General features: G+C 72.6%; 12 protein-coding genes. 6 read left to right on the top strand and 6 right to left on the bottom strand.

Features of this window, described 5'->3' with window-relative positions; genetic code table 11:
• Window positions 1-10 precede the first annotated feature (10 nt).
• From ACQEVC_RS02120 to ACQEVC_RS02110, 3 genes are all read right to left on the bottom strand, one after another.
• A complete protein-coding gene (locus tag ACQEVC_RS02120; RefSeq protein WP_432872820.1) occupies window positions 11-1,507 on the bottom strand; it encodes an MGH1-like glycoside hydrolase domain-containing protein in 1,497 nt (498 codons plus the stop codon).
• 147 nt (window positions 1,508-1,654) lie between these two features.
• Entirely contained in the window at window positions 1,655-2,857 is a 1,203-nt protein-coding gene (locus tag ACQEVC_RS02115) for a threonine synthase (RefSeq protein ID WP_432872818.1), read from the bottom strand.
• A 182-nt stretch (window positions 2,858-3,039) separates the two neighbouring features.
• Window positions 3,040-4,137: a DNA polymerase ligase N-terminal domain-containing protein gene (locus ACQEVC_RS02110; RefSeq protein ID WP_432872816.1), complete on the bottom strand. Its 1,098-nt coding sequence runs from the start codon at window positions 4,135-4,137 to the stop codon at window positions 3,040-3,042.
• Between the two features lie 74 nt (window positions 4,138-4,211).
• Between ACQEVC_RS02110 and ACQEVC_RS02105 the strand changes: the two genes are divergently transcribed.
• Entirely contained in the window at window positions 4,212-5,000 is a 789-nt protein-coding gene (locus ACQEVC_RS02105; protein ID WP_432872814.1) for an aldo/keto reductase, read from the top strand.
• A gap of 184 nt (window positions 5,001-5,184) precedes the next feature.
• Complete coding sequence (locus ACQEVC_RS02100) at window positions 5,185-6,225, top strand: hypothetical protein (RefSeq protein WP_432872812.1); 1,041 nt, start codon at window positions 5,185-5,187, stop codon at window positions 6,223-6,225.
• Between the two features lie 99 nt (window positions 6,226-6,324).
• Here the strand turns inward: ACQEVC_RS02100 and ACQEVC_RS02095 are convergent, their stop codons facing one another.
• Window positions 6,325-7,473, bottom strand: a complete 1,149-nt coding sequence (locus ACQEVC_RS02095) for a GH12 family glycosyl hydrolase domain-containing protein (protein WP_432872810.1) — start codon at window positions 7,471-7,473, stop codon at window positions 6,325-6,327.
• A 246-nt stretch (window positions 7,474-7,719) separates the two neighbouring features.
• On the bottom strand, window positions 7,720-8,640 hold the full coding sequence (locus ACQEVC_RS02090; protein WP_432872808.1) for an IclR family transcriptional regulator: 921 nt from the start codon (window positions 8,638-8,640) through the stop codon (window positions 7,720-7,722).
• A gap of 54 nt (window positions 8,641-8,694) precedes the next feature.
• Here ACQEVC_RS02090 and eda point away from each other — a divergent pair, with 54 nt between their 5' ends.
• The 4 genes from eda (at window position 8,695) to ctaD (ending at window position 13,899) form a co-directional block, all read left to right on the top strand.
• Entirely contained in the window at window positions 8,695-9,354 is a 660-nt protein-coding gene (gene eda / locus ACQEVC_RS02085; protein ID WP_432872806.1) for a bifunctional 4-hydroxy-2-oxoglutarate aldolase/2-dehydro-3-deoxy-phosphogluconate aldolase, read from the top strand.
• Between the two features lie 89 nt (window positions 9,355-9,443).
• The gene (locus ACQEVC_RS02080; RefSeq protein WP_432872804.1) at window positions 9,444-10,541 is read left to right on the top strand and encodes a sugar kinase; all 1,098 of its coding nucleotides are present in this window, start codon (window positions 9,444-9,446) and stop codon (window positions 10,539-10,541) included.
• Between the two features lie 187 nt (window positions 10,542-10,728).
• Complete coding sequence (locus tag ACQEVC_RS02075) at window positions 10,729-11,835, top strand: FAD-dependent monooxygenase (RefSeq protein WP_432872802.1); 1,107 nt, start codon at window positions 10,729-10,731, stop codon at window positions 11,833-11,835.
• Between the two features lie 303 nt (window positions 11,836-12,138).
• Window positions 12,139-13,899 (top strand): aa3-type cytochrome oxidase subunit I, encoded by a 1,761-nt coding sequence (gene ctaD / locus ACQEVC_RS02070; protein WP_432872800.1) that lies wholly within the window; start codon window positions 12,139-12,141, stop codon window positions 13,897-13,899.
• Between the two features lie 175 nt (window positions 13,900-14,074).
• Here the strand turns inward: ctaD and ACQEVC_RS02065 are convergent, their stop codons facing one another.
• Entirely contained in the window at window positions 14,075-15,361 is a 1,287-nt protein-coding gene (locus ACQEVC_RS02065; protein WP_432872798.1) for an MFS transporter, read from the bottom strand.

The raw sequence follows: 15,361 nt of genomic DNA, 5'->3' as shown, positions 1-15,361 counted from the left end.
TACGGCCGCGTCAGCCCATCGGTTCCGCGAGGAGGTCGAGGGTGAGCGCGGCCGTCCAGCTGAAGGCCGGAGAGCCGATCCCGGCACCGCTGTCGGGGTGGAAGTACTCGTAGTAGCCGGAGTTCCGGGCCAGGTCCAGCAGCGCCGAGCGAAGCCTGTCGGCCAGCCCGTCCCGGCCGTGCGTACGCAGTCCGGACCGGAGCAGCCAGTTGATGTTGAACCAGACCGGTCCGCGCCAGTACCGGAACGGGTCGAAGTCGACGGCGGAGCGGTCGTAGCTGGGCACCGGCATGGAGTCGACCCCGAACCGAGCCGACTCCAGCACGGCCACCAGGCTCGCCACCTGCGCGGCCGGCAGCCCCGGCAGGACCAGTGGCAGCAGCCCGTTGACGCACCGGGCCGGGCTGTGCCGCCCGGTCCGGACGTCCAGCGCGTGGAACATACCGGTGGCCGGGACGAAGAGCCGGTCCACCAGTTGCCGGGTGATCGCGGCGGCCCGGTCCCGGTGCGGTGCCGGGTCGGCGCCGACCACCTCGGCGATCCGGGCCAGCGCCAGCTCGGCCGCGCCACGCAGCGCGTTGAACCCGGGGCACTCGACCAGGAACGGATGCCGTACCGCCAGATCCGCGTCCCGGTAGCCCCCGTCCCGGTACGACAGCGCGATGGTCAGGTAGCGGGCGTAGTCGTCGTCGGTGGGGCGGTGGTCGGAGGAGACGACCTGGTTGTCCCGCCGGGCGTACCGGCGCAACACCTCCGCCGCCACCGGTACGGCGCCGAGCGCCTCGTCCCAGCACGGGCTGTTGTCGAGCCCGGACTCCCACGGATGCACGATCGCGGCGAGCCCGGCGCCGCCGACGTCCCGGGCGGTGGCCAGGTATTCCTGCTGGGCGACGAGTCGCGGATAGAGCCAGCGGAGTTCCGCCGTGGCCGCCTCGTCCGGCGCGCGCCGATAGACCTCCCAGGCGCCGACCGCGTGCACCGGTGGCTGGACTATCCCGCTGCTCAGCCTGGCCGGCCCGGCACCGTTGCCCGAGGTGCCGATCTCACCGGACGCCGCCCTGCCGTTGGGGATCGGGAGCCCGCCGGATGCCGGAACGCCGCTGGCGGCCGGCAGGTCGCCGTCGTGCGTCACGCCACCGCGGCCGGGTGGACCGCCGCCGGTCCAGAAGGTCGGGCCCGGGAAGTAGTCGCGTTCGGTGACCCCGGGGTCGAAGACGATGTGCGGCACCCGCCCGTCCGGCCACTGCGCCGCGAACAGGCTGCGCAGGTCGCGCCAGGCGCGGTCCGGTGCGACGTGGGCCAGCCCGATGCTGATGAAGCCGGCGTCCCAGCTCCACTGGTGCGGGTAGAGGGTACGGGACGGCACCGTGTGGGTGCCGGTCCAGTTCGCGCTCAGGATCGCGGCCGCGCCGCGCCAGGTCTCCGCGTCGGCCTCGCCGAGGTGCTCGGGTACGTCAACTGGTTCGCTCGATCCGGTCGCCCGGACGCGCTTCGCGGCGTGAGACATAACCACTCAACGCCTAGTGCCGGTACGCCGTCGTTGTCAAATTTCGGTCCGCCTCGCCGCCTCCGGTCCGGCCATCGGCGCCGGCCCGCCGGGGCGCGGCCACCCGGAGGTCGCCGAGGTCGCGCCGCGACCGGGAGATCGCCGACGTCATCCCGCCACCGGCAGGCTGTCCACGTCGACGGTCTCCGGGTACTTCAGCCCGGCGCCGGTGTTCAGCACCACCACCCGCTCGTCGGCGCGGATCCAGCCGCCGGCCCGTAGCTGCCGGACGGCGGTGAGGCAGGCGGCTCCCTCGGGGCAGAGCAGCAGACCCTCCCGGACACCGAAGTCGTGCAGGTCGGCGAGGATCGCCTCGTCGTCGACCGCGACCGCCGTACCGGCGGTGTCCCGGAGCGCGTCGAGGATGAGTTCGTCGCCGAGCGGCGCCGGCACGTTGATGCCGAAGGCGACGGTCCAGGCGTCGGCCCACGGCTCGGCCCGGGTCGCACCGGCGCCGAAGGCGCGCACGATCGGGGCGCAGCCGGTGGACTGCACGGCGACCAGCCGGGGCAGGGTGTCGCCGATCCAGCCGAGGTCCCGCATCTCGTGCAGCGCCTTGTGGATGCCGATCAGCCCCACCCCGCCGCCGGTCGGATAGACGATGACGTCCGGCACCCGCCAGCCGAGCTGCTCGACGATCTCGTACCCCATGGTCTTCTTGCCCTCCAGCCGGTACGGCTCCTTGAGGGTGCTCACGTCGAAGATCTCCCCGTCCGGGGAACCGGCCGAGTCGGCGATCAGTTTTCCGACGTACCGGCCGGCGTCGCTGATCAGGCCGTCGATCAGGTGCAGTTCGGCACCGGCCGCCACGCACTCCCGGCGAGTGATGGTGGGTGCGCCGAGCGGCATGGCGATGGTGGCCCGCAGCCCGGCCCGGGCGGCGTAGGTGGCCCAGGCGGCACCGGCGTTTCCGTTGGTCGGCATCGCCACGTGCCGGATGCCCAGTTCGCGGGCCCGGGACACCCCGACGGCGGCCCCCCTGGCCTTGAACGAACCGGTCGGCACCAGCCCCTCGTCCTTGAGCAGCAGACCCGGTACGCCGACCGACTCGCCGTACCGGGCCGCCGGCAGCAGCGGGGTCCAGCCCTCGCCGAACGTGGTGACGTGCCGGTCCTCGGCGACCGGCAACAGTTCGCGGTAGCGCCAGAGGTCGGCCGACCGCCCGGCCAGCGCGGCCGGGTCCACCGCCTTGCGCACCTCGGCGAGGTCGTACCGGGCCAGCAGCGGGGAGCCGCACGAGCAGAGGTTCTGTGGGCGGTCGGCGGGGTAGCTGGTGTCGCAGCGCGGGCAGTGCAGGTGCGTCAGATACACCGGGCGGCCTCCGATACCTCGGTTTCTCCCATGATCCCTGCCGGGCGGCCGGCCCGCGCGGTAACGGCCGCGTGTTCGATCACTCTTTCGCGCCCCGGGCACCGGGAAGTGGGGCACCGCCGGTGACGAAAGTGGCGTCCGTACGCGGCACCGACGTGATCTCCGCCGTCGCGCGCGTCGGATCAGTTGTCGACGACGAGCCAGTGCCGACTGCGCCGGCCCGGCAGGTAACCGGCGTCCAGCCGCTTGGCCAGCACGCCGGCCAGCCCCTGCTCGCGGCTCGCGTCGAGGGCGTACCGGCCGCCGCCGGGAAAGTACGGGGGCGTCTGCCAGTGCGGCCCGGACAGGGCCAGGCCGTCGAGGAGTTCACGGCGCTGGGCGTACGGCAGGTCCAGGCTGCTGGTCCCCTCCAGCCAGAGCAGATCGAAGATGAGGTACTGGCTGCCGTCCCGGGCCGGAGGGCGCTGGCCGGCCGAGCGGGGCGCCGCCGGGCGTACCCGACCGGCCCGGTCGAAGCCGACCAGCTCGCCGTCCAGCACCGCCTCGGTGGGAGCCAGCGCCTCGGCCAGCTCCCGCAGTTGCGGGTACGCCGAGGTGAGGTCGTCGTCGGCGCCGGAGCGGAGCCGGAGCCGGCCGCCGGAGACGTACCCGATGGCCCGCACGCCGTCCCAGCGCATCTCGTAACCCCAGGCCGCGTCGTCGGCCGGCAGCTTCGCCGCCGTGGCGGCGCGCATCGGCCGGACCCGTTCCGGCATCGACTGCCAGCCCGGCGGTGCCGGATCCAGCCGGCGGACCATCCAGTCCCGCTCGCTGCGCCCGGTGCCGGCCCGGCCCGACTCGCCGCCCCGGGCCGCCCGGAACAGCACGTAACGTCCGGAGACCTTCCCGCCGCGCAGCGCCACCAGCACCTCGTCGTCGCGCCACTTCTCGCAGGTGTAGTCGCCCCGGTCGAACACGGTCATCCGGCCGCCGCCGTACTCGCCGGCCGGGATCTCGCCCGAGAACTCCAGGTATTCCAGTGGATGATCTTCGGTGTGCACCGCGAGGTGGCTGCGCCCGGGCTCGCGCGGCAGCCCGCGCGGCACCGCCCAGGAGGCGAGCACCCCGTCCCGCTCCAGCCGCAGGTCCCAGTGCAGCGCCCGGGCGTGGTGCTGCTGGATGACGAACCGGTTCCCGGGCCGCGCCGCGGCCGGCTCCGGCACCGGTTCCGGCTCCGGCACCGGTTCGGGCGTGCGCGCCCGGTCGCGCTTGCGCCGGTACTCGTCCAGCCGGTCACCCATGCCGGCCATTCTGCGCCGATCCGGCGCCGGATGCCGGAATGCATGGTCAGGGCGTATCCGGGTAGAAAATCCCCATGACCTCTGCGATCGACCAGCCCACCGTCACGTTGCCGAGCGAGGTCCGGATGCCGATGCTCGGCTTCGGCACCTGGCAGCTACGCGGTCGCCGTGCCTACGACGCCGTCCGGGAGGCGCTCGACGTCGGCTACCGGCACCTCGACACCGCCACCATGTACGGCAACGAGGACGAGGTGGGCCGGGCGATCCGGGACAGCGGAGTGCCTCGGGAGGACATCTTCGTCACCACCAAGCTTCCGCCGGAGCAGGCCGGTCGGGAGCGGGAGACCATCGCGGCCAGCCTTGCCGCGCTCGACACCGGGTACGTCGACCTGTGGCTGATCCACTGGCCGCCCTCGCAGGACCGGGCCAGCATCGCGAGCTGGCGGGAGCTGCTGGCCGTCCGGGACGAGGGCCTGGTCCGGACGGTCGGGGTGAGCAACTACAGCACCGGCCAGCTCGACATGCTGATCGAGGCGACCGAGGAGGCTCCGGCGGTGAACCAGATCCGCTGGGGTCCGGTGCTGCACGACCCGCGCCGGCTCGACGAGCACCGGGAGCGGGGCGTGGTGCTGGAGGGGTACAGCCCGTTGAAGACCACCGACCTGGACGACCCGGTGCTCGGGGAGATCGCCCGCGGGCACGGGGTCACCCCGGGCCAGGTGGTGCTCCGCTGGCACATCGACCACGGCATCGTGGTGATCCCGAAGTCGGGCACGCCGTCCCGGATCCGGGAGAACGTCGACCTCTTCGGCTTCTCGCTGAGCGACAGCGAGCTGCGCCAGCTCGACGCGATGGGCCGCTGACCCGCCGCACCCCGACCCGCCGCATCCCGGGGCTGACCCGCCGCATTCCCCGGCTGAGCCGCTGAGCCGTCGCGTCGCCGAGCGACTACCCTGACCGGCAACCGCCGCCCGGGGCACCGCGTACGCGCCGTCCGGCTCACGGGGCCGTCGACCCGGCCGTGGCGGCGCGAGGGGAAGGTGCGGGATGTACGACCAACTGCTCGGCGGCGGCCTCGGCCAGCCCGGGCCGGAGGAGAACGGGCCGGAGCCGGACTTCGTCACCTGGCTGCTCTATCTGGACCGGGCCGAGGACCCGGGCTGGCTGGGAACGTTCGCCCGCTGGTGGCACGACGAGGTGTGCCGGGTGCTGCTGCCGTTCGTCCATCCGGCCGGTGCCGCCGCCCCGGCCACCTCGTTGACCGCGTTCGAGCAGGACGCCGGCGGGCGCGGACGGCGGCGCCGGCCGGGACGCTGGGTGGACGGGATCACCGACAACTTCGCCCAGCTCTCGGCCAGGTGGTTCGACGTCGCGCCGACCGCGATCGCCTCCGAACTGGACATCTTCCTGGCCCGGTTCGCCGGCCGGCAGCATGTTCGGCTGCAGATCTCGATCGGCTTCGAGGGGCGGTCCGGAGGGCTGCCGCTGGTGCTGCCGGCCCTGGTCGAGCTGGCCCGGCTGGTCGGCGACGCGACCGACCCGGCGTACGGCGAGATCGTCGTCAACGCCGGCCTGCTCTCCCCGGCGACGATGCTGGACGCGGCGCTCGGCCGGTCCGCGGAGTCCTCCGCCGAGCTGAGCCGTACGCACCTGCGCGGCTACGAGTGGGTGACGGTCTGCCCCCGGGAACTGGTCGCCGAGCTGGGTGGACCGGAGCGGCTCCGGGCGAGCGGCGCCTTTGCCGAGGTACGCCCACTGCGGTACGGCGGTGTGCTGCTCCGGACGACCGACGATCCGGCCGACTACCGCGCCGACCGGGTACGCGCGGCCTTCTGCGCCCTGGCACCGGTGCTGCCGCCCGGACAACCCGGTGCGCTGCCCACGGTGCCGCCGGCCGGCTCGGCGATGCTGTCGGCGGTGCCCGGTGTGCTGGCCGGCGACCCCGGCGGGCACGACCTCAGCCGGGTGGTCTTCGCCGACCCCCGCACGCTGCACCCCCACCCCCACCCCCACCCCCACCACCCCACCCCCCACCCCCCACCCCCCACCCCCCACCTCCACCTGGGCCCCGGCCCCACCACCCGCTGACCGGCGTGTGCTCCTGCTACCCCCGGCGGGGTAGCAGGAGCACACGATCGGAGCTGTGCCCGGGACGGGGCGGCTGGATGGGAGTGGGTCAGGCAGGGGTCAGGCGCGGGTGCAGGGGGAGCCGTTCAGGCTGAACGACGTCGGCGAGGAGTACGTGCCGCTGTAGGTGCCCTGGTAGCCGAACGAGGCCGTACCGCCCGGTGCGATGGTGCCGTTCCAGGCGATGTTGCGGGCGGTCACCGCCGATCCGCTCTGCGTGACGGTGGCGTTCCAGGCGTTGCCGACCTGCTGCCCGGACGGCAGGTCGTAGGTCAGCGACCAGTTGTTGATCGCGCTGGAGCCGGTGTTGGTGACGGTGACCGACGCGGTGTACCCGTTGTTCCAGGTGTTCGCCGTGTAGGCGACCCGGCAGGAGCTGCCGCCCGGCGGGTTGGTCGGCGGGTTGCTCGGCTGGCCGGTCGGCGGGTTGCTCGGCTGCGGGTTGCCGCCGCCGTTCACCGACGCGGAGAACGAGTTCACGCCGAGGCCGGTGCCGCCGATCCACGGCTCGAAGCCGGCCTGGATGCTGGTCAGGTACCACGAGTTGGTGATGGCACCCCGGTTGCGGACGTCGTTGATGAAGTCCAGCACGCTGAAGTTCCAACTGTTGATCGGGGACGGCGCGAGGTACGAGATGACGTTGTTCGAGCCGTTGCTGCCGCGCCACACGTCCCAGGTACGCCCGGCGACGGTGGCACTGCCGACCGAGGAGCCGATCGGCTGGATCGAGCCCTGCCGGTTGAACCAGATCATGATCTCCATCTGGTTGACGCCGTCCCGCTTGGGTGTCGGGTCCAGCCAGATGTCGTACGAGGCGTTGTAGGTGGCGCCGCTGACGAAGTTGTAGTTGATGCTGCTGCTGGCGCTGCCGATCTGGCTCACCTGCATCGGCAGGTTGGTCCCGGGCGAGCAGTTGGTGTAGTGGCAGCCGAGGAAGACCGACGGGTACGACACCGGGGCGCCGCTGGTGTTGCCCTGGCCGTCCTGCCGGGTGATGGAGAACCCGGTGTCGGTGACGTTGATGCACTGCTGGGCGGTGGTGCCCCAGCGGTTGTTCTGGACCACGTACCTGCCCTGGATGGTGGTCGAGCCGTACTGCTCGCAGATCTGGACGTCGGCCTGGGCGGGGCCGGCGGCGCTGAGTACGGCGATGGCGGCGCTGGCCAACAGGCCGGCGACCGCCGCGAAGACGGGGACGGAACGTCTCATGATGCTCCTTGGCGTGGTGGGTGTCCGTGGAGTGGTGCGGGTGCCGCGAGGTACCGGGCGTGCGGCGGGGTGGTGCGAGGGAGCGCTCCCATGGCAGCCAGAGACACATTTACATGCTTGAAAACGGAAAGCAACTGGGCGAGGGTCGCCCCGAGGTTGTTCATGTCGATGGGCCGGTTATGGCGGTAACGCGGCCGGGCTGAACGGCGTACCGGAAAAGCAGGGCGACCGGCGGCGGTGGCCGGGTCAGGCGCCGGCCAGCAGGGTGCGGGCGGCCCGCACCTGCCGGACCGCGCCGTGCAGCGCGGCGACGATCCGCTCCTCGCTGCCCGCGTCCAGCCTGGTCGCGGGCACCGAGAGGCTGATCGCGTCCACGGCCGGAGACTGCAGCGGCACCGCCATCGCGAAGCAGACGATGCCCTCGGTGTTCTCCTCGCGGTCCACCGCGTAGCCCCGGTCCCGCACCGAGGCCAACTCCGCGTGCAGCAGTTCCGGGTCGGTGACGGTGTGCCGGGTGAGCGCCGGCAGCGGCCAGTTCAGCAGCCGGTCCACCGCCTCGTCGGTGCGCTGCGCCAGCAGCACCTTGCCGAGCGCGGTCGCGTGCGCCGGGAGGTGCCGGCCGATCGCGCTGTACAGCCGCAGCCGGTGCACCGACTCTCGCTTGGCCAGGTAGACGACGTGCGGTCCGTCCAGCCGGCCCAGGTGCACGGTCTCGCCGAACTGGCCGGCCAGGTCGTCGAGTACCCCGGCCAGCAGTCCGGTGGCGTCGTCCGCCTCCAGGTAGGCGGCACCGACCTGGAGGGCGCGTACGCCCAGCCCGAACCGGGTGCCGGTGGTGTCCGCCTCCACCCAGCCGCGCTGGATCATCGTGCGCAGCAACCCGTGCAGGCTGCTCTTCGGGATACCGAGCGCGCGGGCCAGCTCGACCAGGGAGCGGCGCTGCGGCGAGTCGGCCAGCGCCTCCAGTACGTCGAGGGTCCGGCCGGCCGACTTCACCGGCTGGAACGCCTCGACCGCGCCGAGCGGAGCGGCGCCGGACGGCATCGTCCGGGCGGCCTGGTCCGACCGGCTGGACGGTGCCGGGCCGGCCTGGTCCGACCGGCCGGGTACGGGCTGGCCGGCCGGGCCCGGCCGGAGTTCCGCGCCGCTGGTCGTACCCGTCGTCATGCCGGCCACTCTAGTCGGCTTGACAGCGTCGGGGAGCGCAGTAGGGTCGCGTATGTGACCAGCGTTCAACATGATGAACATATTGTCGGCGTAACAGAGACCATCGCGGCGACCCGGATCCTGCCGGTCGTGGTCCTCGAGGACGCGGGCTCGGCGCCGGCGCTGGCCGCCGCGCTCACCGAGGGTGGCCTGCGGGCCATCGAGGTGACCTTCCGGACGGCCGCCGCCGCCGACGCCATCCGGTTGATGGCCGAGCGCCCCGACCTGCTGGTGGGCGCCGGCACCGTGCTGACGCCGGCCCAGGTCGACCAGGCCGCCGAGGCGGGCGCCCGGTTCGTGGTCAGCCCCGGCTTCTCACCCGCGGTGGTACGGCACTGCCAGCAGCGCGGGCTGCCGGTCTTTCCCGGCGCCGCCACCGCCACCGAAATCCAGATGGCGCTGGACGCCGGACTGGACACGGTCAAGTTCTTCCCCGCCGAGCAACTGGGCGGGGTCGGCATGGTCAAGGCGCTGGCCGCCCCGTTCCGGTCGGTCCGGTTCATCCCGACCGGCGGGGTCAACACCGGCAACCTCGCCGACTACCTGGCACTGCCCGCCGTGCTCGCCGTCGGCGGCACCTGGATGGTCGCCCCCGCGCTGCTCGCCGAGGGGCGCTGGGACGAGGTCACCCGGCTGACCGCCGCCGCCGTCGAGGCCAGCCGCTCCGCCGGCTGAGCCCGACCGGGCCCGGGCCAGCCCGACCCGGCACCCGTCCCGCACCCTCCACCGCTGACCGCCGTCCGGCCCGCCCGAAAGGTCCGCACATGCTGACGCTCCGCTCCGCCGACGACTGCCGATTCGACCTGGTCTCGCTCGGCGAGGTGATGCTCCGGCTCGACCCGGGCGAGGGCCGGGTACGCACCGCACGGACGTTCCGGGCCTGGGAGGGCGGTGGCGAGTACAACGTCGCGCGGGGGTTGCGCCGCTGCTTCGGACTGCGTACCGCGCTGGTCACCGCGTTCGCCGACAACGAGGTGGGACGGCTGCTGGAGGACCTGATCCTGACCGGCGGGGTGGACACCTCGTTCGTCAGGTGGGTGCCGTACGACGGCATCGGCCGGAGCGTCCGCAACGGGCTCAACTTCACCGAGCGGGGCTTCGGGGTACGCGGCGCCGTCGGCACCTCGGACCGGGGGCACACCGCGGCCGGTCAGCTCCGCCCGGACGACGTCGACTGGGACCACCTCTTCGGCACCCTGGGCGTGCGCTGGCTGCACACCGGCGGCATCTACGCGGCACTCTCCGAGGTCACCCCGGAGACCATCGAGGCCGCGATGACCGCCGCCCGCCGACACGGCACCCTGATCTCGTACGACCTGAACTACCGGCCCAGCCTCTGGAAGGCGGTCGGCGGCCAGGCCCGGGCGCAGGAGGTCAACCGACGACTCGCCCGGTACGTCGACGTGATGATCGGCAACGAGGAGGACTTCACCGCCTCGCTCGGCTTCGCGGTCCCGGACACCGACGAGTCCCTCGCCGAGCTGGAGGTGGCGAACTTCCAGCGGATGATCGAGGCGGTCACCAAGGAGTACGACAACTTCCAGGTGGTGGCGACCACGCTGCGCACCGTACGCAGCGCGACCGTCAACGACTGGGGAGCGATCGCCTGGTCCGCCGGCAGCGGATTCGTGCAGGCGACCCACCGGCCCGACCTGGAGATCCTCGACCGGGTCGGCGGCGGCGACAGTTTCGCCTCCGGGCTGATCTACCGGTTGCTGACCGGCGGTGACCTGGCCAGCGCGGTGGAGTACGGCGCGGCGCACGGTGCGCTGGCGATGACCACCCCCGGCGACACCTCGATGGCCAGCCTCAAGGAGGTCGAGGCACTCGTCCGGGGGGCGAGTGCCCGGGTCCAGAGGTGAGTCGGTGACCCGGCATCGTCTGACGACGTGACCACCTGGTCCTTGAGGTCGATACCGCTGATCTTGTGGCCGATGCCGGTGACCCGGCCGTGAGCTGGGCACATCCGTTCGGATCTTCCGTTGGAGTGATAGCGCGGAGTAGTGTCTTGCCTTCAACGCGTGCCGATCCCTCCGGAGGCGTCACCAGATGGCCGCATCCCACCTGCGCGTTCTCGTCGTCGGCGCGGGGATCGCCGGCCTGGCGGTCGCGCGTACGCTCCGGCTCGCCGGGTTCCGGCCGGAGGTCACCGAGCGGTCGTCCGGGACCGGTGCCCCCGAGATCGGTCTCTACCTGCCCGGCAACGCCGAGCGGGCGCTGCGGGAGATCGGGCTGGACGATCCGGTGCGACCGCTCGGTCAGGTCATCCGCTGCCAGCGGTTCCTCGACGCGCAGGGCCGGGAACTCTGCGAGGTCGACCTCGACAAACTCTGGTCGGGGGTCGGCGAGTGCCGGGCGCTGCCCCGATCCGACCTGCACCGGGTGCTGCTGAGCGGGGCCGGCGGCGAGGTGCGGTACGACACCGAGGTCCGCGCCCTCGACCTGCACCGGGACGGCGTCACGGTCACCTTCGGCGACGGCAGTCGTGCCGAGTACGACCTGGTGGTCGGTGCGGACGGGCGCCGCTCGGCGGTCCGCGCGCTGGCCGCGCTCGGTGGCCCGGCCCGGCCGGCGGGGCATGTCGGCTACCGCGGCGTGGTCAGCGGCGGGCCGCCGCTCAACGACTGGACCGGGCTGCTCGGCGAGCGGGCCGCGTTCGTCGCGGTACCGATGGGCGCCGGCCGGCTGCACTGCTACGCCGACGAGGTCGGCAGCGCGCCACCGGCCGACCCGCTGGCCCGGCTACGGGAACTGTTCGGCGGGTACGGCGGCCCGGTGCCGGCCATCCTGGCCGCGATGGACCGGGTGCAGGTGACCCGTACCGACGAGGTGGAACTGGGCGCCTGGTCCCGGGGCCGGGTGGTGCTGGTCGGTGACGCCGCACACGCCACGGCGCCGACGCTGGCCCAGGGCGCCGCGATGGCCCTGGAGGACGCGGTGGTGCTGGCCCGTTCGCTGTCCCGGTCGGCGAGTGTGCCCGAGGCGCTGGACAGCTACGAGAGCCGGCGCCGGCCCCGGATCAAGTGGGTGCTGGACCGGACCCGCGACCGCGACCGGACCCGGGACGTACCCCCGCCGCTGCGCGACCCGCTGTTGCGGATCCGGGGCAACCGGATCTTCCAGGAGCACTACCGGCTCCTCGTCGACCCGGCGTGACGGTGCCCGGACAGCTGGTCCGGAGCGGGGCGCGGCCACGGGTCCGGAGCGGGCGGTGCGCGGAGCAGGGTGCTGCGCGCACGGCGACCCGCCCAGGGCACCGCGGCCCGCGCGGCGAACCGGCTGACGGCGGGTTCCGCCGCCCCGCGCGGCGGTGCCGGGCGGGCTGGTGGGGCGGTCCCCGCGGGTCGGGGCGTACCCGAGGACGGACCCGCCGCTGCCGGGGACTATTCTGCCTGCGAGGTACGGCTCGCAGATCAACAGCGCGTGCCGAGTGGGACTAACGAGAACCGGAGGCCACTCGTGACCACCGTCGCACCCAAGCCGATCGTGACCCGGCCCTGGCCGGTCCGCCAGCCGGTCAAGGGCTCGGCACTCACGCGGCTGCTGCGTACGACGGACGCGAAGCAGATCGGGATCATGTATATGGTCACGGCGTTCGCGTTCTTCATGATCGGTGGCCTGATGGCGCTGCTGATGCGCGCCGAGCTGGCCCGGCCAGGACTCCAGTTCCTGTCGCCGGAGCAGTACAACCAGCTCTTCACCATGCACGGCACGATCATGCTGCTGTTCTTCGCGACGCCGATCGTCTTCGCGTTCGCGAACTTCGTGGTGCCGATCCAGATCGGCGCCCCGGACGTGTCGTTCCCCCGGCTGAACAGCTTCGCGTACTGGCTCTATCTGTTCGGCGGGACGCTGGCGCTGGGCGGCTTCCTCACCCCCGGCGGCGCGGCCGACTTCGGCTGGTTCGCGTACACCCCGCTGAGCAACGTGGAGCACTCGCCCGGGGTCGGCGCGAACATGTGGATCGTCGGCCTGGCCATCTCCGGTCTGGGCACGATCCTCGGTGGCGTCAACATGATCACCACGATCCTGACGCTCCGGGCGCCCGGCATGACGATGTTCCGGATGCCGATCTTCACCTGGAACATCCTGGTCACCAGCCTCCTGGTGATCATGGTCTTCCCGCTGCTGGCGGCGGCCCTCTTCGCGCTCGCCGCGGACCGGATCCTCGGCGCGCACGTCTTCGACGCCGCCACCGGTGGCCCGATGCTCTGGCAGCACCTCTTCTGGTTCTTCGGGCACCCCGAGGTCTACATCGTCGCGCTGCCGTTCTTCGGCATCATCAGCGAGATCATCCCGGTCTTCTCCCGCAAGCCGGTCTTCGGCTACAAGGGGCTGGTCGGCGCGACCATCGCGATCGCGGCGCTGTCGATGAGCGTGTGGGCGCACCACATGTTCGCCACCGGCCAGGTGCTGCTGCCGTTCTTCTCGTTCCTGAGCTTCCTGATCGCGGTGCCGACCGGCATGAAGTTCTTCAACTGGATCGGCACGATGTGGCGGGGCCAGATCAGCTTCGAGACCCCGATGCTCTGGTCGGTCGGCTTCCTGGTCACCTTCCTCTTCGGCGGTCTCACCGGCGTACTGCTGGCCAGCCCGCCGGTCGACTTCCACGTCTCCGACTCGTACTTCGTGGTGGCGCACTTCCACTACGTGCTCTTCGGCACCATCGTCTTCGCCGTGTACGCCGGCATCTACTTCTGGTTCCCCAAGATGTTCGGCCGGATGCTGGACGAGCGCCTCGGCAAGGTGCACTTCTGGCTGACCTTCATCGGTTTCCACACCACGTTCCTGGTGCAGCACTGGCTCGGCAACGAGGGCATGCCCCGGCGGTACGCCGACTACCAGCCGCTGGACGGGTTCACCACGCTGAACATGATCTCCACGATCGGTTCGTTCATCACCGGCATCTCGACCCTGCCGTTCCTCTACAACGTGTGGAAGTCCTACAAGGCCGGTCCGGTGGTGGAGGTCGACGACCCGTGGGGTCACGGCAACTCGCTGGAGTGGGCGACCAGTTCGCCGCCGCCGCTGCGCAACTTCGACCGGATGCCCCGGATCCGCTCCGAGCGGCCGGCCTTCGACGCGAAGTTCCCGGAGCTGGCTGCCGGCGGGCAGTCGCTGGCCGGCCCGCCGGAGGGTGGCGCCAAGCCGCTGACCAGCGAGTCCGACCACGGCGCCAGTTACACCGAGGACACCGCCAGCAACATCGACCAGCGGTAGCCCCACCCCCTTCGATCTCGCGGCCGGCACCGGAGCAGCCCTCCGGTGCCGGCCGCGAGCGCGTCTGCCCGCCGGACTCCGCGCCGAGCGGCGCTCAGGGTCCGGCGCCGATGCTGTGCAGCAAGGTCGAGCATCCAGTCGGCGGTCGTCACGCCCTCGCCGCGCCGAGCGGCGCTCAGGGTTCGGCTGGGGCCCGCAGCGCGGGTGGCGGGACCGGATCGGCGTCCGGTGCGGGTTCGGCGTCCGGTGCCGTCGGGCCGGCTCCGACGGCCGCGCGCCGACGGCGCAACTCGACGGGCAGGACGGCCAGCCCGAGCAGCGTGCCGACCAGGCCGGTGGCGGCGAACCCCCAGGCCGGCTCGGAGGCGTCGATGACCGCGCCGGCCAGTGGTGCGCCGAGGGCCAGTCCGACCGTGAGGGCCGAGTTCTGCAACCCCATCGCCTCACCACGGGCACCGGACGGGGCGAGCTGGCTCACCGCGTTGGAGGTGGCGGCGAGCGCCGGCGCGCAGAGCACCCCGGCCGGCAGCAGGGCGAGGCCCAGCGTCCACCACTGGGCACCGCCGAGCCCGACCGGAATGGTGCAGATCCCGAGCAGCAGGACGATCACCAGCGGCGGGAGCGGCCGGGTCACCATGCCGTACATGAAGCCGCCGACCAGGGAGTAGACGGCCCAGACGCCGAGTACCACGCCGGTCCAGTGCACCTGGTCGGCGGCGCGCAGCACCGCCACCACGGCGACGTCGGTGCCGCCGAGCACCAGGGTGGCGGCGGTGGTGATGGCCAGCATCCCGACCAGTCGGGGCGTCAACCAGTCCCGCCGGGACGGCGGCTTACCCGACGCAACCGGCTCGCGGTCGTCCCGGGTCGGCGGGTCGAGCCAGACCAGCGCCAGGCCGGAGAAGACGATGCCGGCGCCGACCACCAGCAGGGTGGCCCGGGGCGACACGCTCGTCGCCAGCAGCACCGCCACGGCCGGCCCGACCATGAACGACAGTTCCACCGACATCGAGTCCAGCGCGTACGCCGGCCGGCGCCGCTCCGCCGGCACCAGCGCGGCGATCGACTGCCGGATCACCGAGAAGACCGGCAGGGTCAGCAGGCCGCCCAGCAGCGCCCCGCCCAGCAGCACCGGGTACGGCATGAGTGGCGAGCTGAACCAGAACGCGGCCTCGGCGACGGTGGTCAGCACGAGTACCGGCCGGAGCCCCCGGCGGTCGACCAGCCGGCCCAGCACCGGCGCGCCGAGCGCGGAGCCGACCGTCATGGCGGCACCGGCCAGCCCGGCCGCCGCGTACCCGTGCCCGAGGTGCTCCACCACGTAGAGGGTGAGCGCCAGCAGGGTCATGGTCTTGGGGACCCGGACCAGCAGGGCGAGCAGCATCAGGGGCCGGACCCCGGGCAGCGCCAGGGCGTCCCGGTAGGGCGTGAGCTTCATCGGGTACGTCACCTCCCCGGCCAT

Origin of the sequence: Plantactinospora sp. CA-294935 (assembly GCF_050936445.1) — a bacterium.
In the GTDB taxonomy this organism is placed as follows: domain Bacteria; phylum Actinomycetota; class Actinomycetes; order Mycobacteriales; family Micromonosporaceae; genus Plantactinospora.
This window is presented reverse-complemented; position numbering and strand designations above follow the sequence as displayed.

What these genes read in the sequence shown, in the direction of transcription:
- ACQEVC_RS02120 (WP_432872820.1), bottom strand. Translation starts at nt 1,507, where the DNA reads ATGTCTCACGCCGCGAAGCGCGTCCGGGCGACCGGATCGAGCGAACCA.
- ACQEVC_RS02110 (WP_432872816.1), bottom strand. Translation starts at nt 4,137, where the DNA reads ATGGGTGACCGGCTGGACGAGTACCGGCGCAAGCGCGACCGGGCGCGC.
- ACQEVC_RS02105 (WP_432872814.1), top strand. Translation starts at nt 4,212, where the DNA reads ATGACCTCTGCGATCGACCAGCCCACCGTCACGTTGCCGAGCGAGGTC.
- ACQEVC_RS02100 (WP_432872812.1), top strand. Translation starts at nt 5,185, where the DNA reads ATGTACGACCAACTGCTCGGCGGCGGCCTCGGCCAGCCCGGGCCGGAG.
- ACQEVC_RS02095 (WP_432872810.1), bottom strand. Translation starts at nt 7,473, where the DNA reads ATGAGACGTTCCGTCCCCGTCTTCGCGGCGGTCGCCGGCCTGTTGGCC.
- ACQEVC_RS02090 (WP_432872808.1), bottom strand. Translation starts at nt 8,640, where the DNA reads ATGACGACGGGTACGACCAGCGGCGCGGAACTCCGGCCGGGCCCGGCC.
- ACQEVC_RS02080 (WP_432872804.1), top strand. Translation starts at nt 9,444, where the DNA reads ATGCTGACGCTCCGCTCCGCCGACGACTGCCGATTCGACCTGGTCTCG.
- ACQEVC_RS02075 (WP_432872802.1), top strand. Translation starts at nt 10,729, where the DNA reads ATGGCCGCATCCCACCTGCGCGTTCTCGTCGTCGGCGCGGGGATCGCC.
- ACQEVC_RS02065 (WP_432872798.1), bottom strand. Translation starts at nt 15,361, where the DNA reads ATGGCCGGGGAGGTGACGTACCCGATGAAGCTCACGCCCTACCGGGAC.